Origin of the sequence: Lysinibacillus sp. FSL P2-0066 (assembly GCF_037969495.1) — a bacterium.
Lineage (GTDB): Bacteria > Bacillota > Bacilli > Bacillales_A > Planococcaceae > Lysinibacillus > Lysinibacillus boronitolerans.
Genome location: NZ_CP150202.1, coordinates 1,125,928 through 1,152,927, shown reverse-complemented (window position 1 = coordinate 1,152,927; position 27,000 = coordinate 1,125,928). Strand labels below are relative to the sequence as shown.

Sequence of the window (27,000 nt, the reverse complement as noted above, 5' to 3'; positions counted from 1 at the left end):
ATATTTTATTATTTATTTCGCGTATTCCACAGCACGTGTTTCGCGAATAACTGTTACTTTAATATGACCTGGATAATCGAGTTCTTCCTCAATACGTTTGCGAATATCACGTGCAAGACGATGAGAGGCTAAATCATCAATTTTTTCAGGTTGTACAATAATACGAATTTCACGTCCAGCTTGAATCGCAAAAGATTTTTCTACGCCATCATAGCTTTCTGAAATTTCCTCTAACTTTTCAAGTCTGCGGATATAGTTTTCAAGTGTTTCACTACGTGCACCTGGACGAGCTGCTGATAATGCATCAGCTGCAGCGACTAATACCGCAATAACAGATGTTGCTTCAGTATCACCATGATGCGAGGCAATACTATTAATAACAACTGGGTGTTCCTTATATTTTGTTGCTAATTCCACACCAATTTCGACGTGGCTTCCTTCAACTTCATGGTCAATTGCTTTTCCAATATCATGTAATAAGCCTGCACGGCGAGCCAATGCTACATCTTCGCCAAGTTCAGCAGCAAGTAATCCTGCCAAATGTGCGACTTCAATTGAATGTTTTAGGACGTTTTGTCCATAGCTTGTACGATATTTCATGCGGCCTAAAATTTTCATTAAATCTGGATGTAAGTTATGAATACCAATTTCAAATGTAGTTTGCTCACCTGTTTCGCGGATTTGTTCATCCACTTCACGTCGAGCTTTTTCCACCATTTCCTCAATACGAGCTGGGTGAATACGACCATCCTGTACAAGTTTTTCAAGTGCAAGTCGTGCTGTTTCACGGCGAATTGGATCAAAGCCTGATAATATAACCGCTTCTGGCGTATCATCAATAATTAAATCAATTCCTGTTAACGTTTCCAATGTGCGGATATTACGGCCTTCACGACCAATAATACGTCCCTTCATTTCATCATTTGGCAAGTTCACAACAGATACAGTTGTTTCTGCTACGTGATCTGCAGCAAAGCGTTGTAGTGCTAATGATAAAATTTCACGTGCTTTTTTATCTGAGTCTTCTTTCGCACGCGTTTCAGCTTCTTTCGTCATCACAGCAATATCAGTTGATAACTCTTTTTCTACTTCATTGAGGATAATTGATTTAGCTTCATCCCTAGTTAAAGCAGAAATACGTTCTAGCTCTGTTTTTTGTGATGCCATGAGCTCGTCCACTTTGCTCTCCATCTGTTCAATATGCTGTTGTCTTTCAGCTAGAGCTTGTTCTTTGCGCTCTAAGCCAGCTTCTCTCTTATTTAGAGCATCATCTTTGCGATCAAGATTCTCTTCTCTTTGCAATAAACGGTTCTCTTGTTTTTGAAGTTCTAAACGACGTTCACGAATGTCATTTTCAGCTTCAGTACGAAATTTGTGAGTTTCATCTTTGGCTTCAAGTAGTGCTTCTTTCTTCATTGCCTCCGCTTCTCGTTTTCCTTCTTCAACGATTGTTTCAGCGACATGTTTAGCACCAGTGATTTTTGAGTCATTCACTTTTTTCATGTAGATATAGCTAACAGCGGCACCAACGATGAGTCCAAGCAAAGCGGAGATGATAGTAATTCCATCCATATGAACACCTCCTCTTGCTATTTGGGTATTACAGTTTCAGTCGGCGCATACATCTATGTCGCCTTAGCTAAAATGCACCAGATTTTGTTAGAATTTGTGCAAAACCCGTTTCATTGGCCAAAGGCATTATCTTCATCCAGTAGGCGTTTAGACATCCATTTTAAAGGATATTTCACTATAAAACATTTGCTAAATGAAGATAAAATGTACTGCCTATTTAAAGTCATAATTCAGAAATTATACATATTTAATTGTATAGCTAGCCTCAAGCTCTGTCAAGGATAGTCGGGCGTCTGTTCGCCACCTTAGCCAAAAAAAAGTAAGTCCTATCCATTCAGCGAATTTTCTTCCTATTACTATTTCACTAGAAAATTTTCACGTTAAATACAATTAATAAAAAAACAGTACATTAGAAATAAACACCGAAATACATAGCTTCTCTCTTATTATGTGTAAAAATTTAAGAATATAGACAAAAAAATGCATTGCCCCCTCAATAAAGTGGGAACAATGCAATCATTAATTATTCTTCTTCAAGAAGTAACATTAATTCTTCATCCATCTCTTCTTCATCATCATGTGCAGCAATTGTATAAGAAGAAGCCGCAATACCATAAGAAGCTCGGATTTTGTTTGCTATGTCTTCCAGGACAGCAGTATTTTCCTTTAAATACTGTTTAGCATTTTCTCGTCCTTGACCTAAGCGCTCATCGCCATATGCATACCAAGAACCGCTTTTTTGTACAATGTCTAATTCCACACCTAAATCGACTGTTTCGCCTTCTTTAGAAATTCCTTCTCCATACATAATATCTACTTCAGCTGTACGGAAAGGTGGTGCTACTTTATTTTTAACAATTTTAATTTTAGTTCGGTTACCAACAATATCATTACCTTGTTTAATAGCTTCAGCACGACGCACTTCTAAACGGACAGAGCTGTAGAATTTAAGTGCACGTCCACCTGGTGTTGTTTCTGGATTACCGAACATAACACCAATTTTTTCACGAACTTGGTTAATGAATATAGCAATCGTTTTTGATTTATTAATCGCACCTGATAGTTTACGTAAAGCTTGAGACATTAAACGGGCTTGTAAGCCGACATGAGAGTCACCCATATCCCCTTCAATTTCAGCTTTTGGTACTAAGGCAGCAACAGAGTCAATTACGATAATATCAATAGCACCACTACGCACTAATGCTTCTGCGATTTCAAGTGCTTGTTCACCTGTGTCAGGCTGTGATAATAATAGCTCATCAATATTAACACCTAATTTTTGTGCATAGATTGGGTCTAATGCATGCTCAGCATCGATAAATGCTGCTTGTCCACCTGTTGCTTGTACTTCAGCAATGGCATGCAGAGCAACAGTTGTTTTACCAGATGATTCTGGACCGTATACTTCAATAATACGTCCACGTGGATATCCACCCACTCCTAATGCAGCATCAAGTGCAAGTGAACCACTTGAAGATGTGGCAATTTCTAAATCGGTTTTTTCCCCGAGTTTCATGATGGAACCTTTACCAAAATTCTTTTCAATTTGTTTTAGAGCCTGTTCTAAGGCTGCTTTACGATCACTCATTCATTTTCCTCCTTCGAAAACTGTTCACTGTTTTTATCTATCTCTACTATACTTGTTTTTGAGAAAACACGCAAGAAAAAAGCGAACATTTATTCGATTTTCCTTCAAAATAAAAATTTGGATAGTTTTCCTCTACCCAAATTCCTATGTTTTAATCTATTTTAATAACGTTTTGTGTAGCCACGTTCTTCTAACAGCTGCATTAAATAGTGGCATGTAAATTTCACCGCACGGAGCCGATTCGTATTCCGCATGCCTGATAAATGAAGTAAATATGTAAGCGGCTCCTCATCATTTATGGCAATACCAATCCAAACAGTACCTACTGGCTGATGATCATGCGCAGTGGGACCTGCTTCTCCTGTAAGGCCAATCCCAATATTTGTAGCAAATTTCTCACGAACAGCACTTGCCATTGCCGCCGCACACTCAGCACTCACAACACCATGTGTATCAATTAATTCTTGTGAAATGCCTAGCTGTTTTACTTTCGCATCTGCTGCATAGGTAACAACGCCTCCTATAAGAGCATTTCCTACCCCTGGAATTTCCGCAAGCTCAGATTGAAATAACCCAGCAGTTAAACTTTCTGCAGCCGCGATTGTTAGCTTATTATCCAATAGCATTTCTACCGTTTTTGAGGCAAGGGAATCATCATCTACACCATATTGATAATCACCAACAAGTGCTTGTATTTCCGCAACCTTTGCCTTAATAAGCTGCCTAGCTTGCTGCTCTGTTGCGGCTTTAGCTGTTACGCGTAACGTTACCTCACCATCAGAAGCAAGTGGAGCAACTGTTGGATTGGTTTGTGCATCTAAAATATTTTGAACTTGTACTTCAAGCTCGGCCTCACCAATTCCATAAAATCGCATAACATGTGATGCAATGATCCCTCCATCATTAAGCATCGCAGCAAGTTTAGGTTTAGCCTCAAATTGAAACATTGGTTCTAACTCTTTTGGAGGTCCTGGTAATAAAATATAAGTGCGATCATTTTTTGTGAAGATCATACCTGGAGCCATTCCATGGTGATTAGCTAATACTTCACTCCCTGCTAAAATTAATGCCTGTTTACGATTATTTTCCGTCATTGGACGTCCTCGTTTAGCAAAAAATTGCTCAATATACGTCAATGCTACTTCATCAAACTCAAGAGAAACACCAAGATGACGTGCAATCGTTTCCTTCGTTAAATCATCTTTTGTTGGACCCAGTCCTCCCGAAAAAATAATGAGATCTGCACGAGACTCTGCCACTTCGATAGCTTGTTCTAAACGCTTTGCATTATCGCCCACTACGGTATGATAAAAAACGTTGATGCCAAGCTCGGATAGCTGGCTTGAGATAAATCTCGCATTTGTATTCGTAATTTGACCTAATAATAGTTCTGAGCCAACCGCAAGAATTTCAGCATTCATGATCCCAAGACCTTTCTTATTTAGACTCAAGTAATACACGTCGATTTAGATAGAAATAATCCCACCCTGACCAAAGTGTAAAGAACAATGCAATATAGAGCATGATTTTATCAAATGGAATACCAACCAATGTAAAGATTGTATTGTGTAAAAGAGCAGCAGCAATCGCTACAATTTGTGCCCAAGTTTTAATTTTACCAAGCTGATTGGCAGCGACCACTTCTCCTCCACCTGCCAAAATCAAACGTAAACCCGTAACAGCAAATTCACGACTAATAATAATGATAATTACCCAAGCAGGTGCCATCTTAAGCTCGACCATTAAAATAAAGGCTGCTGAGACAAGTAACTTGTCAGCTAAGGGATCTAAAAATTTCCCAAATGTGGTCACAAGGTTATACTTACGTGCGTAATAACCATCCACCCAATCGGTTGTTGAAGCAAAGATAAAAATAAGTGCACCTATAAAATGATGGATTGGCATCTCAGCACCAAAAAGCGATAATGTTCCCCAGCCAAAATCAAACATCATAACAATGACAAAGAATGGAATAAGCAAGATTCGAGAGATGGTAATTTTATTTGGAATGTTCATTTTTCTAACACCTTTCATGATGAAAGAAAGTAGTCATCATAGGATGACTACTGTTCTTTATTGAAATTGATGACGATATTTTGCGTTACAATTTGTTGTGCATACGTTAGAAGTTCGTCATTAATATAGATTTTAGCTTGCGTTGAATTACCGAGACGAATACGAACATAGTTTTGTGTTGAGGCGTCAAATTCAACTACTTCCCCGGCATTATAGACACGCGTATCTGTTAAGATTTCTTGTTGCTGTTGATTGCGAATACCAACAAATGTAGGGCCTGATATTTCGATTTTAAGTTTCATTGTATCCGTCCCTGTTAACGTATAAGAAGTTGTCGCTCCATCTGCTTCAACAGTACCCGCGGAAATTGTTTGCTTCATCTCTTCAGTTTGATCAGTGTCATCTTCATCAGTTGGTGTTTCTTCTGTAGCTTTTGTATCATCTTTATCTTTATCATTTTTCTGTGCATCTTTATTTTCTTGTTCTTTTTTATCCTTCTCACTATCAATTGGCTTGACATTTGTGTCATATTCCATCTCAGGAGTTGGATTTACTTCTTCGCTTGTCCCTGGACTGTTTTTTGATTGCCATAGCACCCATATAGCCACAATAATGACTACAATAAATAAAGCAACAATGATTTTTGGCATAGCCTCCATCATTTTATTCGAAGGGCCTTTCGTTACTTTTCTTCTGCTGGGGCTATTCGTCATCGATTGACTTACTTGATCGTTTGGAGTGCTCGGTAGTTCATTTTTATATGTCTCTAAGATTTCTTCCGCATCCAACCCAACAGCTTCTGCATATTGTTTGATAAAAGCTCGTACATAAAACGAACCAGGCATAATGGAATAATTGCCCTCTTCAATTCCTACTAAATAACGTTTTTGAATTTTCGTTATTTCTTGTAAATCGTCTAAGCTGTAGCCTTTAGACAGTCTCGCCTCTTTCAGTCGAGTCCCTAATTCTGCCACTAATAACACCTACTTTAACATCAAATTAAAAATTAAATCCTCCAAAAGAATCCGATTCGGACATATGATTTTTTTCCATTATTTCATAAGTAATTTCTTCATCAGTGTGATGACGTAGTTCAATAATATAATCAAAATCCTCTATTTTATATTCTGAATGCTGAACAAACATATCTGGATGCTCTACAACTTTGATACAAGGCATATTCATCATTTCACGCACTAATTGCAAATGTTTCTCATCAGATGAACGTCGAGTTACAATACCATCTAGAATAAAAATATTGTTACGACTAAATTCATCTCCCACAAGCTTATTACGAACTGTTTGCTTAATCATTGTAGATGATAAAAAGATCCATTTTTTATTGGCACAGACACTGGCGGCTACTATGGATTCAGTTTTTCCAACACGTGGCATGCCACGAATACCAATCAGCTTATGTCCCTCTTTTTTAAAGAGTTCTGCCATAAAGTCGACTAAAATACCTAATTCATCTCTTACGAAATGGAATGTGTTTTTTTCATCTGCATCTCGAGGAATATAACGACCATGCCTAATGGCTAAACGGTCACGAAGTTTTGGTTGTCGAAATTTGGTTACGTTAATATGTTCCATTGTCGAAACAATTGTACGAAAACGCTCAATTGCCTCATCATTGTCTGTATGCACTAACATACCACGTCGATCCTCATCTACACCATTTATTGATATAATATTGACACGAAGCATCCCTAAAAGTGAAGCAATATCTCCTAATAATCCAGGGCGATTCACCTGAATTTCATATTCAAAGTACCAATCGCTCAACACACTCGTTCCCTTCCTATTAGTTAACGTAAAAAATCCTTTATAAGTTCCATCATAGCTGATTTTTTATGTAATGGAAAGTTAGAATACATGGAATTACAGTGTTATTTACTAATTTTTTTTGATGACTGTTAAATAGGCTTACATACGTTCCCGTTTTCACAGATAAAAAGTTTACTGTATAGCAAAAAGAGGAGATTGGCTCTCCTCTTTTATTTACTGCACATGCTTATTTTGTACAAGCTTAATGACACAATTCGCTAATGCATGTTTTTCATCTTCAGAGGCAACGCCCCATAAATCCGACAGCACTCGCTCTTGTTCGTTTTTAGGATCGACATTAGTCGCCAAATATTCCCCAATTTGGACAGCAGCCGTTTGAATCATTTTCTTCGGCATACCGCTTGATTCAGCTTGCATAACGTTTTGTCCTAAAAACGATGTCCATTTTTGCCAGTTTTCTAAAATGGTCATATTCTTCCTCCTCCTTTACACAAGTAGTATGTGCAAAAGAGATTATTATATGTACCAGCCTCCATTTAATCGTACGATTTGTCCTGTCACATAATCAGCTTTACCAGACAAATAAAAACGTACCATTTCAGCCACATCTTTTGTTTGTCCAATGGAGCCTAGTGGGATATCGTCCAAAATGTATTGAAGCTCTTCTTGATTTAGATGGCTGTTCATTGAGGTATTTATAAAGCCAGGAGCAATAGCATTCACTCTAATCCGAGATAATGCCGCTTCTTTTGCATAGGATTTAACAAAAGCATGTTGCGCACCCTTAACAGTTGCATAAAGTGCCTCCCCCGCTGAGCCAGCCTCTCCCCAAATGGAACCTATAAATAGTACATAGCTTACATCATGCTTGCGAAGTTTTCCAGAAAGTAAAGCTGTTAGTCTCATAGGATTTTGAACATGAACACGCCATAAAGCATCCATATCCTCCACTGTTGTATCTTCGAGCAATGAATAATGGGCTTGTCCATTGGCAAAAACAATTGCCTGCACATTGAAAATTTGCGCGGCTACTAATTCTGCTCCATTAACGATTGAAAAATCTCCCTGTACAAGCATAAATTCTTGTGCAGGGAAATTTTCGGAAAGCATTTCACATAATCTCTGTGCCGCATTTTGATTGTTTGAATAATGTACATAGATGGACCAGCCGTCCTCAGCTAAGCTTTGACAAATGGCATGACCGATATCACCTGATGCACCTAAAACAAGGGCAAATTTTTTCACTGTGCATCCTGCTTACTTGGCAGAATTTTAAAGACTGTTTGCTGTGTTTCACCTTGGATAGAAGCAAATGCTTTTTGTAAGTCCTCAACGGTTAAAGTCTCAAGTACTGGTACTACATCAAATAAATTCATGTCATTAAAGGAATACCGTGTGAATTGGTTTGCGATAAACTCGATCGAATTTAGTGCACGTAGGAAGAACCCAATTTTTTTGCGTTTTATACGATCCAAACCAGCAGGATCGAATTGGCTATTTCCTTCATATTTTGCTAATTCGTCCATAATCGTTTTTGCCAATTTATCAGGCTCTGCTGAATCTGATCCAATCATGGCAAATCCAAAGCCATTTTCTAAGGTAAAATCAAAAGCATACGTCTCATCAATTAAACCTTCCTCGTAAACACGTTCATAAAAATCAGAAGTACGTCCAAAAATAAGTTCAAGCGCAATTTGAACGGACAACTCATGCTTTAACATGTCCTGACCTGATAAATTAGTGTCTTTCGCTTTTAAACCAACATAAATTTTTGGTTTTTGAACATCCATATTTAATGTACGTTCCTTAATGGCTACCTCTGTTGGTTCTATATCAAAGAAGCGTTGAATTGGCGTTGGTTCTGGGAACTCTTTTTTACCTTGATTGTCACGAATAAACGTCATCATTTGCTCTGGTTCTACAGCACCAATCACAAATAACAACATATTCGAAGGATGATAAAACGTATTGTAGCATGTATATAAATGCTCTGCTGTAATGCCATCAATCGATTCAATTGTACCAGCGATATCAATCTTTACAGGATGATGATGATACATATTTTCGATTGTGCCAAAGTATAGACGCCAGTCTGGTTGATCATCATACATTGTAATTTCTTGCCCGATAATTCCTTTTTCTTTATTGACAGTAGCTTCTGTAAAGTATGGTTCTTGGACAAAATTCAATAATGTTTCTGTACTTTTATAAATATTGTCAGTAGATGAAAATAAATAAGCTGTACGCGTAAACGATGTAAATGCATTCGCAGAAGCACCATATTCGCTAAATTTTTGGAAAACGTCTCCATCCTCTTTTTCGAACATTTTATGCTCTAAAAAGTGTGCAATACCATCTGGTACAGTAATACTTTCTGTGTCACCAATTGGCACGAACGTACGATCGACAGAGCCGTACTTTGTTGTAAATGTAACAAATGTTTTGGAAAAGCCTTTTTTCGGCAATATATAAACATCTAAGCCATTGTCTAGTTTTTCATAATAAAGTATTTCATCTAATTGTTTAAATTCTATTGTTTTCATTGTGCGGCTTGCTCCTTTCCACATAAGAAATAGACCGCTTCAAGCTGCACTTGCTTTGCCATTGCAACAACATCTTCTTTTGTCACAGCTTTCCACTTATTTGCCCAGGCTTGAACTGAGAATTCCTCAGGTAAATCTTTATATTGATCAAAAATTTCAATTTGACCTCGTGCCGAATCTAAGGATTCTTTTAGCTGATTCGTCAGCATAGCCTTTGTTTGCTCCAGCTCTAAATCGGTAATGTCCCCAGCCTGCATGACGGCAAGTTGTTCTTTAATTAAAGATAGCGCTTTTTCTTCATTTTTAGCTTCAATCCCAGATACAACAAATACAAGTCCATAATGCGAAGCATAGGAACTAGAAGCATAATAAGCAAGACTCTCTTTTTCACGAACATTCATAAACAGCTTAGCATGTGGATATCCACCAAAAATCCCATTAAAAATTTGCATCTTAGAGAAATCTGCATCACCAAATCTAACAGGTGTGCTAAAGCCAATATGAAGTTTACCTTGTTTCATTTCATGCTGTTCTCTTACATAATCATTGTCTGGATGTTGTTGAGGGAGTACTGCTGGAACTTCCTCAGGAGTACGATCCTTAAATGGTAGCGCTTTTTTTAATTTCGCAACAATTTCCTCTTCATTAATGTCTCCAGCTACATAAATATCGATTTTGTCGTTAGCTAGCATCGATTGATAAGCCTCAAATAATGAGGCAGGGGTAATCTTTTGAATTTCTTCGACACTACCATTCGCTGAAATTGATGCTGGCTCATTTGGTCTCAGGATTTGTTGTAGACGGAATTGAGCAAAGCGAGATTTATCATCAAAAATAGATTCAATACGTTGAATAACTGTCTTTTTCTCACGCTCAACAACGGATTCCTTAAAGACACCATTTTCTAGATTAGGCTCAAAAATAGCTGTATGCAATAAACCAAGGACTTCGTTTAAGACACTTGTATTTGCTAGATAATGATCATTAACAGTCTCTACATTCATAAGAACCGTATGCTCATTTCCGCGCTTAGATGTATCAAAATACAAAACTGTACCATACAAGTCATCTAAAAAGCTTCGAAAAGCAGCCGTTGTCTTATATTTAGCATTACTGTGCTGCAGTACATTTGTTAACACTGTACGCTCTGATGCACTTTTAGCTGTTAATGCTCTTCTCCATTTAATTGAAAAATTTACGGTTTTAAATTGGGTCGTTTGTCGGATATGCAAATTGACACCTTTTGCAAAAGGTATTGTTTTAAACATATGAAACCCTCCTATCCTTCTTAATATAACGATGTACTACACATACTATACATGTCTATTGTCTATAATTGCAAAAGGAATCCAAAGTATGTATGGGAAAAATTAAAAATTACGCCAATCCTATATAAAAAGGACTGAGCATAGCTTGCTCAGTCCTTAAAATGCTTTTCTTAACGTTTTCCTTTAATATAAGGCTGTCCACTCGCTTTTGGAGCGTTTGCTTTACCAATAAAGCCTGCTAAAGCAAGGATTGTTAATACATACGGTAAGATTTGCAGATAAACGGCTGGAACATTTTCGATAAATGGAATCTGGTTCCCTGCAATACTTAATGTTTGTGCTAAACCGAAGAATAAAGCTGCACCTAGCGCACCAATCGGATGCCATTTCCCGAAAATCATTGCGGCAATAGCCATGAAACCTTGACCAGCAATTGTTGCGTGTGAGAAGTCGTGCGTAATTGTTTGTGCATAGACAGCACCACCAAGCCCACCTAGAGCTCCAGAGATCATAACAGCAATATAACGCATTTTATTGACGTTAATCCCCATTGTATCTGCCGCCATTGGGTGTTCACCTACAGCGCGAAGGCGTAAGCCAAATGGTGTTTTATAAATAATAAACCAAGCACCAAAAGCTACCACAAACGCCAGAATAGACGTACTGTAAACATCATGGAACAATAAACGTCCAAAGAACGGAATGTCCTCTAAATAAGGAATACCAAAACGGCGAATAGGTTGGTCAATCATATCTGTTTGACCTTTATCATAAATCATTTTTACCAAGAATACAGTAGCAGCTAAGCCTAATAAGTTAATAGCTACCCCTGATACCGTTTGATCGGCACGGAATGAAATAGAAGCAACGGCATGGAAAAGTGAGAAAATCGCACCAATTACAACAGCCGCTAGCATTGCTACCCAAACAGTTGCCGCACCTAATGATGAAGCAAATTCTAAATTGATAAATATACCAACAAAAGCACCAACAATCATTAAGCCCTCTAGCCCGATGTTGACAACACCAGAGCGTTCAGAGAATACCCCACCGATGGCTGTAAAAATCAAAGGTGTTGCATATAGAATCGCTGAAGGGATGATGAAATATAACATTTCTAAAAAGCTCATGTTATTGTCCCTCCTTTTTCTTGCTCAGCTTTTGTAAGCCTACTCGAATAATATAGCCTGATGCAACGAAGAAGATAATCAATGCAATGATAATGGATACGATCTCTTCTGGGATACCCGCAGCATTTGGCATATTTAATGCACCATATTTTAAAGAACCGAAAAGGGATGCCCCAAATACTACGCCAAGTGGTGTATTGGCACCAAGTAAAGCAACGGCGATACCGTCAAAACCAATTCCTGTAAAGCCAGGTTTAATGGATGCGTTTTGGAACGTTCCTAATGCTTCCATCGCGCCGCCAAGACCTGCAAACATACCAGAAATCGTCATAGCTAAAATAATATTTTTATTGACACTCATACCTGCATAATCAGCAGCATTTTTGTTAAAACCTACTGCTTTTAGCTCGTAGCCCCGTGTTGTTTTTTCTAGAATGAACCACATCACGACTACCATTAAAAGTGCAACAATGATCCCATAGTGAAGACTTGAATTGTCTGTAAGCTCTCTTAAAAACGGAGAACGTAAAGAGGCTGACTCATGGATACGTTCTGTTTTAAAGCTGCCATCGGACAATTTTTTAATCACTGCATTTGCAATATAAAGTGCAGTGTAGTTTAGCATAATTGTCGCAATAACTTCATGAACTTTAAATTTCGCTTTTAAGAAACCTGCAATAAAGGCCCAAAATGCACCTGCAGCTGCTGCTGCAAGCAATGCTAATGGTAAGTGAATGATTTTAGGAAGTTCAAACGCATAACCTACCCAAGCTGCGGCTAACCAACCTAAAATTAGCTGACCTTCAACACCGATATTGAAGAGCCCTGTACGGAATGCAAAGGCTACCGCAAGACCTGCTAAAATATATGGTGTAATTTGACGAATTGTGTTCCCGATTGAATATGAATCTCCAAAAATACCTGTCCAAAGAGCGATATAACCTTGCACTGGGTCATAGCCACTGACTACCATGACGATAGCCCCTACAATTAAACCGATAATGATAGAGATGATAGGAACGAGTATATTAATGACACGATTTGACATTAGTCGTTCCCCTCCTTCGCATCACGCTTGATATTTTTTTTACTTTGCCCTGCCATTAGTAAGCCTAGCTCTTGTTCAGTCGTTTCTTTCGGACTTAACTCATCGACAATTTGTCCATCATAGATAACGGCAATTCGATCCGAAACATTCATAACCTCATCTAATTCAAATGAGATTAACAAAACGGCTTTCCCTTTATCACGTTGCTCAATTAGACGAGAGTGAATGAATTCAATAGCTCCTACGTCAAGTCCACGTGTTGGTAGAGCAGCAATTAATAGATCAGGGTTACGGTCAATTTCACGACCAATAATTGCTTTTTGTTGGTTACCACCAGATAATGCACGAGCTGGTGTCATCTCCCCATTACCAGTACGCACATCATACTCTTTAATGATTTGGCGAGCTTTTTCTGACACCTTTTTATAGTCCATGACAAAGCCCTTCGCTATTGGAGATTGGTAATATGTTTGCAATGCAATATTATGACCAATTGGGAAATCTAAAACTAAACCATGCTTATGACGGTCTTGTGGAATATGTCCTACGCCTTCCTCTGTAATTTTACGAGGCTTCATGTTAGTAATATCTTTACCATTCAGCTTGACTTTACCACTTTTAATTTTGCGTAGACCTGTAATGGCTTCAATTAATTCGGATTGACCATTACCATCAATACCCGCAATACCTACGATTTCACCTTTACGAACATTTAAATTAAGACCTTTAACTTTATCAATATTTCGATAATCCGTAACAACCAAGTTCTCAATTGCAAGCACTTCGTCAGTTGGTGTCGCATCCGTTTTTTCCGTTTTGAATTCAACTTGACGGCCAACCATCATTTCAGCAAGCTGATCAGGATTTGTGGCAGCGGTTACAACAGTGCCAATCCCTTCTCCCTTACGGATAATCGTCACACGGTCTGAAACTTCCATAATTTCTTTTAGCTTATGCGTAATTAAAATAATGGATTTACCTTCTTCGATAAGACGACGCATTATTTGAATTAATTCGGTAATTTCTTGCGGTGTTAATGATGCAGTTGGTTCATCAAAAATTAAAATTTCGGCACCGCGATACAATGTTTTTAATATTTCTACACGTTGTTGCATACCAACCGTGATATCCTCGATTTTGGCGTTTGGATCAACATCTAATCCATATTTTTCAGAAAGTGCTTGTACTTTCTTAGCCGCATCTTTTATATTCACAATTCCCATTTTAGTAGGCTCAGTGCCTAAAATGATATTTTCTGTTACTGTAAAGTTTTCTACCAACATAAAATGTTGATGCACCATGCCAATCCCTAAATCATTGGCAATATTCGGGTTTGTAATTTTTACTGCCTTCCCACGTACACGAATTTCGCCACCTTCTGGTTGATACAAACCAAAAAGGACATTCATCAAAGTCGATTTACCTGCACCATTTTCACCTAGCAATGCATGAATCTCGCCTTGTTTCAGTTGGAGGGTGATATTATTATTCGCCACGAAATTACCGAATTCTTTACGGATTCCTAGCATTTCAATCACATAATCCAAATTTGTCACTCCCTTAATAGGCACTATTATTAAGTATTTTTGCCTTAGCGTATAGTATCTGCTGCTACATGATGGATGGTACAGATAAGCCATACGTCCAGTAATGAATTTTCTACCAGAGGCTATATTTTATTGACCGATTTAATATCCCACGTATAGAGGTAGATGTTTTGCTAAATTAATACAGGAAAGGTCATCGTTAGAAACCTTTCTTCTATTAACTTGTTACCATCATTATTCAAATCATAATTACTACCTCTATAAGGTTCCTATAAATCTAGCTAAATAGAGTATTGCGAATAATCTAAATATAACGATAGATTGAAAAATCATCATAAGGTCCTTCTAAAAGTCCCTTATGATGATCAAAAGATGAATTATTTTTCCACTTTTTCTGGAACTTTGATTTCACCCTTAGCAATTTTCTCTTTATATTCGTCGATTACTTTTTGTACATCTTCTGGAATTGCACCGCGAGAGTCCGCAAGTTTAACGCCATCTTCAGCTAAACCGTAAACAAGTGTTTCTCCACCTGGGAAATCACCATTTTTCGCTCTATTTGAAATATCTACTACTGCTGTATTAACACCTTTTAACATAGAAGTTAATGTAACGTTTGTTTTATCGTCTACTTTACCTTCTTCGTATTGGTCAGCATCTACACCGATAACCCATACATCAGCATTTGGATCTTTCGCTTTACGCTCTTTTGCTTCAGAGAATACACCGTTACCAGTTGCACCAGCAGCGTGGAAGATTACATCTACACCTGAAGAATACATGCTGTTCGCTGTAATTTTACCAAGATCCGCTTTATCAAACGCACCAGTATATTTTACTTGAATTTCGATATCTGGATTTACTGCTTTAGCACCTTCAACGAAACCAGCGTGGAAACGGTTAATAACTGGAATATCAACGCCGCCTACGAAGCCGATTTTACCTGTTTTAGATGTTTTCGCTGCAGCAACACCTGCTAAGAAAGCACCTTCTTGCTCTTTGAACAGTACGTTTACTACGTTGTCTGCTTCTACTTCAGCATCGATTAATGCAAAGTGATTATCTGGATTTTCAGAAGCAACTGCATCAATTGCATCAGCCATCATGAACCCGATACCAAATACTAGGTTAAAGTCACGACGAACTAAGTTGTTTAAGTTTGTTTCATAGTCAGCATCTGAAGCTGATTGTAGGTAGTCAAAACCACCATCACCTTTTGATAAACCGTGTTCTTTACCGTAAGCTTGTACACCTTCCCATGCAGATTGGTTGAATGATTTGTCATCCACGCCACCTACGTCAGTAACCATTGCTACTGAGAAAGCTTCTTCTGTGCTTTCGCCGCCTGAAGCTTTGTCATTTTCTTTCGCTGGCTTTTCGTCGTCTTTCGTACCACAAGCACCTAAAATAGCACTTGCCGCTAATACTGATGTTAATACTAAACCAAATTTACGTTTTTTCATTTAATTAACCCCCCAAAGGTATTGTAATTAGCAGGAAAAAATTTAGAAATGTTCTACACCCGTTTACGAACTACATGGAAGCTGAATTTATCAGCTCGGAAATAATTTTTTGAATAGAGCACTACTTGATCATGATCATCATAATGCAATTGCTTTAACACTAAAAGAGCTGTCTCACGTCCACAATTTAAAATCGGTGAGGCTTGTTCATGATACCCAACTGGATCAATATAGGTTACAGCATAAGCTACATGAATTTTGCCAGATTGCTCAAGTGCAGAGAACAGTGAAACTTCTTTTTTTTCGACAAAGTCAGTAGGCAGGAAGCTTGCAGGTAGCCTGTCTATGCAGTATACTACTGGCTCACCATCCGCTGTTCTGACACGTTCAATCGTGAGTATTTTATCGTCGCCATCACTTTGGAAGCGTTTTAAATCTTCCTCAGAAGGCACGTGCTCAGTCGCTTTTAAAAACCGCGAACCTGGCTCCATACCTGCTGCCTCGATCATAGAAGAAATACTAGATAGATGCTCGATGCCTGATGTAAACAACGGCTTCGGGTTGACAAAAGTCCCAACCCCATGTCGGCGCACAATCACATTTTCCTCTTCCAACAGTCGAAGTGCTTCTCTAAGTGTTGCTCGACTGACTCCTAGTGATTTCGATAATTCAAATTCTGAAGGCAGCTTTTCATTTTCTTTAAAAATGCCAGCCTCGATGTCAGATTTTAAACGATCGATAACTTGAAGATAGAGATGACGATGATCTGCTTTAATAGTCACATATATCACCACCAAAATCAGAGATCAGACATCTGATGTACAACATTCCTACTAATCGTTCATAAATATAACATTTTTGCAGAATGAAATAAACAGTTTTGAGTAAAATCTGTTATAGAATTCATTCTTTCTTTATTTTATCTGCAAATTTTTGGACATAAATACAGTTACTCTCACCATTTTCAGCTTCATTTTTTGTTTAGTTATCGTATTGGTGAACAAGTACTTGACGAGGTTTACTACCCTCTGGAGGCCCAACAATACCGCGTTGTTCCATCTGATCAACAATACGTGCAGCTCTTGAATAACCAATTCGGAAGCGACGTTGAAGCATTGAGACAGATGCTGTTTGCATATTGACAACTAATTGGACTGCTTCATCATATAAATCATCTGTTTCCTCTAAAATGGTTTCTTCTTCAGTAGGAATCATCTCCTCCTGATACTGCGCTTTTTGCTGTTCTATAACAAAATGAACGACTGCTTCCACTTCTTGATCTGATAAAAAGGCACCTTGCACCCTTTTTGGCTTAGAAGCTCCAGCAGGTAAAAATAACATATCGCCTCTTCCTAGTAAACGTTCGGCTCCACCCATGTCTAAAATTGTTCTCGAATCAATTGCGGAAGAAACTGCAAAAGCAATTCTGGATGGAATATTTGCTTTAATGACACCTGTTAGAACATCTACACTTGGTCGTTGTGTGGCAATTATCAAATGAATGCCAGCAGCCCTTGCCATTTGTGCTAAACGTGTAATTGAATCCTCTACATCACTTGAAGCGACCATCATCAAATCCGCTAACTCATCTACAATAACCACAATATATGGTAGCTTTGGATGTTTCTCTTCTGTTTGTTCATTAACCTTTTGTACATGTGCATTATAACCCTCTATATTTCTTGTACCTGTATGAGAAAACAAATCGTAGCGACGTTCCATTTCAGATACCACTTTTTTCAGTGCTTGCGAAGCTTTACGTGCATCTGTTACGACAGGCGCTAATAAATGAGGAATCCCATTATAAACGTTTAATTCAACCATTTTTGGGTCAATCATCATGAGCTTCACTTCATGCGGTTTTGTACGCATTAGTATGGATACCACAATGCCATTTATACAAACACTTTTCCCACTGCCTGTAGAACCAGCTACAAGTAAATGTGGCATTTTATTGAGTTCTGCTAGTACAGCTTGTCCTGTAATATCACGGCCAAATGCTACCTGTAATAATGCTTCAGGCTTAGCACCATCCTTCGATTCCAACACCTCACGAAGTGTTACAATGGCTACCTCACTGTTAGGTACTTCAATACCAATCGCAGATTTCCCCGGAATTGGCGCTTCCATACGAATATCTTTAGCTGCTAATGCTAATGCAAGATCATCTTGCAAATTAACAATTTTGCTTACTTTCACTCCGATATCAGGTAAAATTTCATATTTTGTGACAGCAGGACCTAAATGTACTTGTGTCACCTTTGCCTTTACTCCAAAGCTTTGTAAAGTTTGCTCAAGCTTTTTGGCATTCGCTTGAATCACTGAATATTCACCACTTTGATCATGTTGTGGTGGTAATTGTAATAAATTATATGATGGAAGCTGATAGTCTGCATTTTCTACTGCATCTGTGCCCTGAATCTGGACATCATCCGTTGTTTCTTCTAGTTCATTTTCCAACAAGTGAGTTGTATCAAACACTTCTCTTTCCTGTGAAACATTCTGTGTAAAAGCAGAAATAATCGGCTCATGTGGTATTTCCTCTTCCTGTTCAGGCATATCTATAGATTGATTAACGGCTGCTACCTCATCCCCACTCTCTACTCTTGAACGACGATTATTTGGTTTTTTCGGTGTATTTTTTTTCTTATCACGGTGCTTTTTTTTCCATTTGCCAAATATATCTGGTGTTTTTTCTGCTAAATAAGGCACTAATGCTTTTCCAGTGACAAGAATTAATCCAATAAAGAAAATAACCCAAGCAACAACTTTTGCCCCAGAGGCTTCAAATAACACATGAAGCCCACTAAATAGTAGGGCACCAATCATCCCCCCCCCCAAAGCATTACTGCGATGGATGATACCTTCTGTATTAATCAAAATTCGCCATGATTCACGTAGCACAGAATCAGATAGTAGACCACCTGATTTGGATAGTTGTTCAAATAATATGCCATGACTAAAAATCGTTAAGCTCATAACAATGAGAAACATGCCCAGTATTAATCGATCCTTTATCCCAACTTTTTTACGACCAATCATCATTAACAATGCAACAAATATAAGCATAAATGGAACAGCAAAATGTAAATTACCTAAAAGGAACATGGCGATTGTTTGTAGAATCCGCCCGATCATGCCGTATTCAAAAATCATAATGACTGCTAGCGCAATTAAGAGCAACCCTAAAATTTCGTACATAAGCGGATGCATTTCTTTTTTTTCTGTTGTCGCCTTACTTTTAGCAACTTTTTTTCTCTTACTAACTGCCATCTATTTCACCTTCTTCTGCAATCCATTCTATATATGTAGCGAATCATCACATGTAGAACTTGATTATTTCAAAAAAAGGATTTTCCACCGCAATTGGGAGAAAATCCTTTTTCATTTATTTTTTCCTCAAAGCATATACGATGAGTTTGTTCAATTAATATTCCATAATAATAGGAATAATCATTGGGCGACGTTTTGTTTTTTGGAATAAATACGTATTTAGCGTATCTCGAATTTCTTGTTTAATATTCGTCCATTCAAAGGTTTCTTTCCCAACGTACTTTTCAATCACATTCTTCGCAATGTCAGAAGCCTCAATCATTAATTCCTCTGATTCTCGTACATAGACAAAGCCTCGTGATAAAATTTCTGGGCCAGAGGCAATTTTCTTTTGTGCTCGATTTAATGTTACCACCACAATGAAAATACCATCCTGCGATAATAATTTACGGTCACGAAGTACAATATTACCTACATCGCCTACACCAATACCGTCAATTAAGACATTACCAGCTTGTACACGACCACTCATGCGCATTTTATTATTTTTATATTCTACGATATCCCCTTTATCAGCGATAAAAATTTGGGATTTTTGCATACCAAGCTGTTGTGCTAATTTAGAGTGTGCAATTAGCATACGGTATTCTCCTTGTACAGGAATAAAATACTTTGGTTGCATTAAGTTTAGCATCAGCTTTAAATCTTCTTGACTACCATGTCCTGAAACATGAACATTTTTGCTAGAAGTCAAAATTTCAGCGCCTGCTTTTGACATAGAGTTCATTGTATTTGCCATTTGAACTTCCATGCCAGGAGAAGGTGTAAAGGTGATTAGTACCGTGTCACCTTGTTTAATTTTAATGTCACGATGGTGTTTACGGACAATTTTTTCTAAAGCATCGAGGGGTTCTCCTCTATTGCCTGTTGTAATAATGATAATTTCATCATCTTGATATTTTTGCATTTCCGATATCGGAATTATTGTATCTTCTTGAACTGTTAAATAGCCAAGCTGTACGCCTAGATCAACCGCTTTTTCCAATGGTTTACCCACAATCACAACCTTACGGAATGATTTCTGGGCTTGAGCAAATACTTGTTGAATTCGAATAAAGTTTGATGCGTAAACAGCTACTAAAATACGACCTGGTGCTGAGTGGAATGTTTTTGATAATTGTTCTTCAATGACAATCTCTGATGTCGTATATCCTGGTCGCTCAGCTTCGCAAGACTCCGATAATAGAATAAAGACGCCGTCTTCTCCTAGCTGTGCCATTTTTGCTAAATCAGGTTTAAATTTACCTGTCGCTGATTGATCGAATTTAAACTCTCCTGTATGAACAATCGCGCCTTCAGATGTATGGAACACTACCCCTAACGAATCGGGAATACTATGTGTTGTGTGGAAGAATGTTACATACGTTGAGTTAAAATTCATACGACTACGGTTTGTTACTTCAAAAAACTTCACCTGATGTGGTGCAGGTAATTCTTTTAAATGTTCCTTTGCTAATGCAATGGTTAATTTTGATCCGTACACAGGTGCCTTTATTTTTTGTAATACATAGGCAATAGACCCAATCGCGTCTTCATGACCATGTGTTAAGAAAATACCCTTCACACGTTCTTTATTTTCTTCTAAGTACGTAATGTCAGGAATCACGATATCTATACCTAGCATTTCATCTTCTGGGAACATTAAGCCGCTATCCACCACAAATAGTTCTTCATCAATTTCTACTACGTACATTGCTTTCCCAATTTCGCCTACACCACCAAGAGGGATGATGCGGATTAATTCATTTTTCTTTTTTGTCAATTTATTTCCTCCTAAAAAATATCCCGAACAGCAACCACTTAACATTTATTATACGGTTTGCAAAGCTTTTGCACAAATTAAAAATACATGTTTCACGTTGGAAATAGATTTTCCTGCTATTTGCTTATTGCTAGCAGATGGCAAACAAAAATTGGATATCCTGTATAAATAGAGCTTAATTAGTATTTGTGAGGACAAGGAGTTACAGATTTGGTTAAAACATTTTATTTTATAAGATATAAAAAAACGAGGCTGAAATGCTATCAGCCTCGTTACTATTTATCTAAAACTCTTCGCTTTTTCTTGATACGTATCCCAAATTCGGTCAAAATTAGCTTTCTCTTCATCTGTCATTTCCATCATTGGCAAACGGACATTGAGTGTATCAAATCCTAATTTTGTCATCGCATATTTAATCGGTGAAGGGTTGGGTTGAGCGAACAGCGCACGTACTAAAGGTAATAAGGCTCGGTGAATTTTGGCTGCTAGCTTATGATTTCCTTCTTCAAACGCTTTAATCATTAATTGCATATCATTACCTACCACGTGTGCAGCTACAGAAATAACACCCGCTCCACCAATGGCCATTAGTGGGAGTGTTAAACCATCGTCCCCACTATACACTAAGAAATCATCATCTGGATCTACATTCTCAATAACATCACCCATCTGATCTAAGTTACCGCTCGCTTCTTTAATCCAAGCAATATTAGGAATCTTGCTTAATGCAACAGAAGTTTCATAGGCAACATTGACCCCTGTACGCCCTGGGACATTATAAAGCATAACTGGGAGACTCGTTTGTTTAGCAATGGTTTCAAAGTGAGCATAAATCCCACGTTGATTTGGCTTATTATAGTAGGGAGCTACAAGCATAATGCCGTCTGCTCCATTTTCTTCTGCTTTATGTGTCATTGCAATAGAGTAAGCTGTTTCATTATCCCCAGTACCTGCAATAACTGGTACGCGACCTGCTACTTTCTCTACTGTAAAGCGAACAACTTCAATCTTCTCTTCTGTAGACATAGTTGGGTTTTCAGAAGTCGTACCACAAGCAACAATACAATCAGTACCATTGTCTATTAAATGATTAATAATACGTTCTAGTTCTGGATAATTAATCGTGCCATCATTTTTGAACGGCGTAATCATAGCCGTTCCAATTCGACCTAAATTCATCCTTACACCCCTCTTATAGTAAGTTATCCTCAAGCATTGCTTCTGCAATTTGGATAGAGTTTAATGCGGCGCCTTTTAATAAATTGTCAGAAACGATCCATAGATGGAACCCTTTGCTGTTGTCTAAATCTTGACGGATACGTCCTACAAAAGTAGCGTCTTCCCCTTCTGCATAAATAGGCATTGGGTAAGTTTGTGTTGCAATATCATCTTGTAATACCACACCTGGTGCATTGCGTAATACATCAAAAATCTCTTGGATTGACGCTTCTTTCTCTACCTCAATATAAACAGATTCAGAGTGACCTGAAACGACTGGCACACGAACACAAGTAGCAGCTACTTTTAGCTCTGGTGCATGCATGATTTTTTTCGTCTCATTAATCATTTTCATTTCTTCGTATGTAAATCCATTATCTGTGAATTTATCGATTTGTGGAATGACATTACGAGCAATTGGGTAATGACGTTTATCACTACCAGACGGTAAAATATTGGCTTCTACATCTTTACCTGCATCCCAGTTTTCGCTTTGTGCCTTTAATTCTTGGATCGCAGAAATCCCCGCACCTGATACTGCCTGATAAGTTGAAACAATTACTTTTGTTAAACCAAATGCATTACGAATTGGTTCAAGTGCAGCTACCATTTGAATTGTAGAGCAGTTTGGATTCGCAATAATCCCTTTATGCTCCGCTAAGTCGCCTCGATTCACTTCAGGCACAACAAGCGGTACCTCTGGATCCATACGAAAATGGCTTGTATTATCAATAACTACTGCACCACGCTTAGCTGCTTCTGGTGCAAGCGCGGCAGATACTGAGCCACCAGCTGAGAATAAAGCGACATTGACGCCTTCGAAAGCCTCAGGTGTCGCTTCTTCAATTGTATATGTTTCACCATTAAATTCGATTGATTTTCCTGCTGAACGAGCAGAAGCTAAAAATTTAATATGTCCAATCGGAAATTTACGTTTAATCAACTGCTCCATCATTTTTGATCCTACTGCTCCTGTTGCCCCAACAACCGCAACTGTTAACTGCTTTGTCATCTGTCATCTCTCCTTGAATACATGTTCCATAATGTGTGCTATTGTATCACAAAAATACTGAAAATTGTGTGTAATCTCTTATTTATTTGAAATATTGTATCAACAGCGGTTGTAATTGCTTTTTCTGCGTAATTGCTGCATGAACAGTATCCACCATTTGCTCAAAATCAGCAATTAAAGAATTTGGTTTGGAGTGAGGGGCATCCTGACCAAATGGAATAAAATATATATTTTTGGCATTTAACAATTTCATAATATTTATGCCATTTAAGCCTAGTGCATCATTTGTGGAAATACCTAAAACTACAGGCGAACCATTACGCAAAGTTGCCTTCGCTGCCATTAATACAGGGCTATCTGTTGCTGCATTAGCAAATTTACTAATGCTATTGCCTGTCATGGGGGCGATGACCATTGCATCTAATGGATTGGATGGGCCAAATGGCTCCGCCTCTTTTATAGAAGAAATAACTTTTTCTCCTGTCAAAGCTTCTATTTTTGCAATCCACTCTTCTCCTGTACCAAAGCGAGTAGCTGCATGTAAAACGGAATGCGTAATAATTGGAATAACTGTTGCTCCGACATCAATAAAATTTTGGATTTTAGGTACTACATCTTCATACGTACAATGGGAAGCAGTAATACCTAGGCCAATTCGTTTCCCCGTTAACAATTTTCTTCCTCCTCTATTGCCTTGCACAATATTGTAGCTGCATCATGTGCAAAGTATTTCCCAGGCAATGACGGCAATAGTACATACGTTTGTAGTTGCTCAGAATCTATATCTAAACAGCCTGGCTCTGAAGCCAAGTCGTATAAAACTGTTGGAACATGCTCTATAAAAGACTCTGTAATCCATTTAGCAGGAATTGTATTTATAAAAATGCCATCCGTAATAGACCATTGGCGATCATCTAAATTCGTGGCTTTATAACCATATGCTTTTGCTTCACTCACTTGTACAACTGAACGTGCAACAATATGAACATTTGCACCCATCTTAACTAGTAAAGAGGCGAGCATTTTTGCGATGCGCCCAAAACCTGCGATTGTGAAATTTTGTCCGTAAATACATTTTTGCTCGAGTCCGTAAAACGTGGCGATAAATCCCTCTGCTGTTAATCGAGCATTTTGCCAAATAAATGATTCTTGCTGTAAATAGCAAATAGATTCATTTTTCTCTAGTAACTGCTTCCAATGCATTGTTAATCGACCTGTATAAAATTTCACTTGTGATATACCATAGAGCTGCTCAACTTCTATTTTTAATGGAAGAATAGGTAGTACAATTTTATTGGGCTGGAATTCTAAAACAAGTTTATTTAACTCTTCGTTCCATACGGTCGTTCTTTTATAAAACACTGTTCTCGATGGACTTCTTAGCATTGTAGCTAGTTCCTTTAACCGGGAGTCCTCACCGATAACAAGCCATTTTTCGTTTTCCAAAAGCTCACCTCACTGTAAATATTCTGACTGTACTGTAGATGTCTTATTAAATAAAATACGATCTTCACCAATTAAAATAATTTCGTGCCAAGGTATCATTTCACTAACTTTCATTTTCTTTTTTTGGAATGGTAGTTTATCTTTCACAATTTCAAAGCCATGTATTTTCCCTGTTTGCACATCTAATAGGCATTCTGTATGTGCCAGGATGCCAAAATGTACGCCACCCTCAATTTGAATTAACTCCTTATCCACCATCTCAGATAGTAGCATGCCTCATCTCCCTCCTTGAGCCGTTACCTCAATATATGCCGAGTTTTTGCAAATCGTGACCCCTACCAAAAGTACGAATATGTTGCATTTTCATCACCAACTGTATATAGTGTGTATATACAGTAATAAGAGGTGATGATTTGTGCATATCCATTTAAGTAATGCGAGTGAAAAACCTATTTATGAGCAAATCACCATACAGCTCAAAGAGGCTATTTTGGCTAATAAATTACAGGCAGGTGACGCACTACCGTCTATCCGCGCTCTAGCAAAGGATTTAAAAATAAGTGTGATGACCACTAAACGGGCTTATGCTGATTTAGAGCGAGACGGTTTCATTGAAACAGTCGCTGGTAAAGGGAGCTTTGTCACAGAACGAAATCAAGACTTTCTACGTGAGGAGCTATTACGGCAGGTAGAGGGGCATTTGCAAAAGGCAGCAAAAATAGCGAAAACCGCTGGACTTTCTGGTGAAGAATTACAAGAACTACTATCTTTAATGTTAGAGGAGGATAAGTAATATGAATGCCATTGAAATTCATGATCTACATAAGGGCTTTGAAGGCTTTTTTCTTAAAGATATAAGTTTTTCCGTCCCTCAAGGCACGGTAATGGGTTTTGTTGGAGAAAACGGGGCTGGCAAATCAACAACGATAAAATGCATGCTGAATTTAATAAAAAAAGAATATGGCGAAATTTTGCTATTTGGCAAAGATCATGTCGAACACGAACTATCGATAAAAAACGACATCGGCGTTGTATTTGACGATTTACATGTACCAGAAACGCTAAATGCGACGCAACTCGACAAAATCATGAGCAAAGTATTTCAAACATGGGATTCAGACTATTATTTTGAAAGGTTAGCTCAATTTAAGGTGCCAAAGAGGAAGAAGATTAAGGAACTATCACGAGGGATGAGGATGAAGCTATCGATCGCCTTGGCATTGGCACATCATCCAAAACTATTGATTTTAGATGAGCCCACAAGTGGATTAGACCCTATTATTCGGGATGAAATTTTGGATTTATTTTTAGCATTTATGCAGGATGAAACGCACAGCATTTTATTTTCTTCTCATATTACAAGCGACTTAGAAAAAATTGCTGACTATATTACGTTAATTCATAATGGTGAAATTTTATTGAGCGAGAGTAAAGATGCTCTTTTATATGAATATGGTATTTTCAAAGGAAATAGTGAGGAAGTAAACGACTTACCGAAGCATGCTATTCTGAGAACCCGTCCTGGTACGTTTGGAATAGAAGCATTAGTGCTGAAAAAGGAAGTAAATGAGGCTTTCAAACTTGAAAGACCTTCTATAGAAGATATCATGCTATTTTTTGTGAAAGGTAGTGTTTAAATATGGTAGGACTTATCTTAAAAGATTTAATGACCATTCAACGTCAAATGAAAGCACAAGCATTTGTTCTTGTATTTCTTCTTGTGATGGCGATATTTATGCAGCAAAGCTCAATGCTCCTAGCTATTATTGTCTTTATTGTTACGATACAAGCGATAACTGCGCTTAGCTACGATGAACAAAGTAAGTGGGATAAATATGCTAATACTTTACCAATTTCTAAAGCGGATATTGTTTTTAGTAAATATATACTTAGTGTGATGTTAATGATTATCGGCCTTGTTATGGCTTTACCTATCCTATTTTTTATCAATTTCTTTACCAATAACGAAATCACTTCAGAATTTTTCCTAACGTTTAATTTGATTGTAACATTGGCGCTCTGTTCGTTAGCCGTTTTACTACCTATCTATATTAAATTTGGCTCTATTAAAGGAAGGTTCGTCCTAATTGCGCTATGTTTTATCCCTGGCTTCTTAACAGGGATGTTTAAAGAATATATTCCTGATATGTCCCAAACCCTTTTATATTTAAAGCAATATGTCTATTTAACACCTTTTGGCGGACTTTTACTGCTATGCCTGTCCTCTCTAGTTTCTACAGCTATTTATAAAAGAAAAGAGTTTTAG

25 protein-coding genes are annotated in these 27,000 nt (G+C 37.8%); 3 read left to right on the top strand and 22 right to left on the bottom strand.

Features of this window, described 5'->3' with window-relative positions:
* Positions 1–12 precede the first annotated feature (12 nt).
* The 22 genes from rny to MKZ14_RS05340 form a co-directional block, all read right to left on the bottom strand.
* The gene (gene rny, locus MKZ14_RS05445) at positions 13–1,572 is read right to left on the bottom strand and encodes a ribonuclease Y (protein WP_036080352.1); all 1,560 of its coding nucleotides are present in this window, start codon (positions 1,570–1,572) and stop codon (positions 13–15) included.
* A gap of 523 nt (positions 1,573–2,095) precedes the next feature.
* Positions 2,096–3,160, bottom strand: coding sequence for a recombinase RecA (gene recA / locus MKZ14_RS05440; RefSeq protein WP_016992835.1), 1,065 nt, complete (start codon positions 3,158–3,160; stop codon positions 2,096–2,098).
* Positions 3,161–3,321: 161 nt separating this feature from the next.
* Positions 3,322–4,581 (bottom strand): competence/damage-inducible protein A, encoded by a 1,260-nt coding sequence (locus tag MKZ14_RS05435; RefSeq protein WP_026023399.1) that lies wholly within the window; start codon positions 4,579–4,581, stop codon positions 3,322–3,324.
* Between the two features lie 16 nt (positions 4,582–4,597).
* Positions 4,598–5,176: a CDP-diacylglycerol--glycerol-3-phosphate 3-phosphatidyltransferase gene (gene pgsA / locus MKZ14_RS05430; protein ID WP_016992833.1), complete on the bottom strand. Its 579-nt coding sequence runs from the start codon at positions 5,174–5,176 to the stop codon at positions 4,598–4,600.
* A 47-nt stretch (positions 5,177–5,223) separates the two neighbouring features.
* The gene (locus MKZ14_RS05425; protein ID WP_333006467.1) at positions 5,224–6,159 is read right to left on the bottom strand and encodes a helix-turn-helix domain-containing protein; all 936 of its coding nucleotides are present in this window, start codon (positions 6,157–6,159) and stop codon (positions 5,224–5,226) included.
* A gap of 16 nt (positions 6,160–6,175) precedes the next feature.
* On the bottom strand, positions 6,176–6,961 hold the full coding sequence (locus MKZ14_RS05420; RefSeq protein ID WP_026023397.1) for a DUF3388 domain-containing protein: 786 nt from the start codon (positions 6,959–6,961) through the stop codon (positions 6,176–6,178).
* Between the two features lie 216 nt (positions 6,962–7,177).
* On the bottom strand, positions 7,178–7,435 hold the full coding sequence (locus tag MKZ14_RS05415; protein ID WP_004224939.1) for a DUF3243 domain-containing protein: 258 nt from the start codon (positions 7,433–7,435) through the stop codon (positions 7,178–7,180).
* 45 nt (positions 7,436–7,480) lie between these two features.
* Entirely contained in the window at positions 7,481–8,209 is a 729-nt protein-coding gene (locus tag MKZ14_RS05410; RefSeq protein ID WP_333006466.1) for an SDR family oxidoreductase, read from the bottom strand.
* Positions 8,206–9,507 (bottom strand): pitrilysin family protein, encoded by a 1,302-nt coding sequence (locus MKZ14_RS05405; protein ID WP_333006465.1) that lies wholly within the window; start codon positions 9,505–9,507, stop codon positions 8,206–8,208. Before MKZ14_RS05405 ends, MKZ14_RS05410 begins: the two co-directional genes overlap by 4 nt.
* The gene (locus tag MKZ14_RS05400) at positions 9,504–10,775 is read right to left on the bottom strand and encodes a pitrilysin family protein (protein WP_054550536.1); all 1,272 of its coding nucleotides are present in this window, start codon (positions 10,773–10,775) and stop codon (positions 9,504–9,506) included. Before MKZ14_RS05400 ends, MKZ14_RS05405 begins: the two co-directional genes overlap by 4 nt.
* A gap of 170 nt (positions 10,776–10,945) precedes the next feature.
* Positions 10,946–11,905 (bottom strand): ABC transporter permease, encoded by a 960-nt coding sequence (locus MKZ14_RS05395; RefSeq protein WP_008178940.1) that lies wholly within the window; start codon positions 11,903–11,905, stop codon positions 10,946–10,948.
* Between the two features lies 1 nt (position 11,906).
* Entirely contained in the window at positions 11,907–12,953 is a 1,047-nt protein-coding gene (locus MKZ14_RS05390; RefSeq protein ID WP_004224945.1) for an ABC transporter permease, read from the bottom strand.
* Positions 12,953–14,500, bottom strand: a complete 1,548-nt coding sequence (locus MKZ14_RS05385) for an ABC transporter ATP-binding protein (protein WP_333006461.1) — start codon at positions 14,498–14,500, stop codon at positions 12,953–12,955. The genes MKZ14_RS05390 and MKZ14_RS05385 overlap by 1 nt, the downstream gene beginning before the upstream one ends.
* Positions 14,501–14,877: 377 nt before the next feature.
* Positions 14,878–15,963, bottom strand: coding sequence for a BMP family protein (locus MKZ14_RS05380; RefSeq protein ID WP_036080376.1), 1,086 nt, complete (start codon positions 15,961–15,963; stop codon positions 14,878–14,880).
* Between the two features lie 53 nt (positions 15,964–16,016).
* Positions 16,017–16,745, bottom strand: coding sequence for a GntR family transcriptional regulator (locus MKZ14_RS05375; protein WP_036080379.1), 729 nt, complete (start codon positions 16,743–16,745; stop codon positions 16,017–16,019).
* 199 nt (positions 16,746–16,944) lie between these two features.
* The gene (locus MKZ14_RS05370; protein ID WP_036080382.1) at positions 16,945–19,236 is read right to left on the bottom strand and encodes a DNA translocase FtsK; all 2,292 of its coding nucleotides are present in this window, start codon (positions 19,234–19,236) and stop codon (positions 16,945–16,947) included.
* 154 nt (positions 19,237–19,390) lie between these two features.
* Positions 19,391–21,058 (bottom strand): ribonuclease J, encoded by a 1,668-nt coding sequence (locus MKZ14_RS05365; protein WP_312123987.1) that lies wholly within the window; start codon positions 21,056–21,058, stop codon positions 19,391–19,393.
* A gap of 279 nt (positions 21,059–21,337) precedes the next feature.
* Complete coding sequence (gene dapA, locus MKZ14_RS05360) at positions 21,338–22,237, bottom strand: 4-hydroxy-tetrahydrodipicolinate synthase (protein WP_016992824.1); 900 nt, start codon at positions 22,235–22,237, stop codon at positions 21,338–21,340.
* Positions 22,238–22,250: 13 nt separating this feature from the next.
* A complete protein-coding gene (locus MKZ14_RS05355) occupies positions 22,251–23,288 on the bottom strand; it encodes an aspartate-semialdehyde dehydrogenase (RefSeq protein WP_016992823.1) in 1,038 nt (345 codons plus the stop codon).
* An 82-nt stretch (positions 23,289–23,370) separates the two neighbouring features.
* Positions 23,371–23,961, bottom strand: a complete 591-nt coding sequence (locus MKZ14_RS05350; RefSeq protein ID WP_004224962.1) for a dipicolinate synthase subunit B — start codon at positions 23,959–23,961, stop codon at positions 23,371–23,373.
* Positions 23,955–24,734, bottom strand: coding sequence for an NAD(P)-dependent oxidoreductase (locus MKZ14_RS05345; protein ID WP_016992822.1), 780 nt, complete (start codon positions 24,732–24,734; stop codon positions 23,955–23,957). The genes MKZ14_RS05350 and MKZ14_RS05345 overlap by 7 nt, the downstream gene beginning before the upstream one ends.
* A gap of 9 nt (positions 24,735–24,743) precedes the next feature.
* Positions 24,744–25,007 carry a hypothetical protein gene (locus MKZ14_RS05340; RefSeq protein ID WP_004224966.1) on the bottom strand — a complete coding sequence of 88 codons (264 nt, stop codon included), beginning with the start codon at positions 25,005–25,007 and terminating at the stop codon, positions 24,744–24,746.
* 142 nt (positions 25,008–25,149) lie between these two features.
* Between MKZ14_RS05340 and MKZ14_RS05335 the strand changes: the two genes are divergently transcribed.
* From MKZ14_RS05335 to MKZ14_RS05325, 3 genes are read left to right on the top strand one after another with little or no spacing between them, the layout of a single operon-like run.
* Complete coding sequence (locus MKZ14_RS05335; protein WP_048391548.1) at positions 25,150–25,527, top strand: GntR family transcriptional regulator; 378 nt, start codon at positions 25,150–25,152, stop codon at positions 25,525–25,527.
* A 1-nt stretch (position 25,528) separates the two neighbouring features.
* Positions 25,529–26,371 carry an ABC transporter ATP-binding protein gene (locus MKZ14_RS05330; protein ID WP_339280655.1) on the top strand — a complete coding sequence of 281 codons (843 nt, stop codon included), beginning with the start codon at positions 25,529–25,531 and terminating at the stop codon, positions 26,369–26,371.
* A gap of 2 nt (positions 26,372–26,373) precedes the next feature.
* Entirely contained in the window at positions 26,374–27,000 is a 627-nt protein-coding gene (locus MKZ14_RS05325) for an ABC-2 transporter permease (protein ID WP_339280654.1), read from the top strand.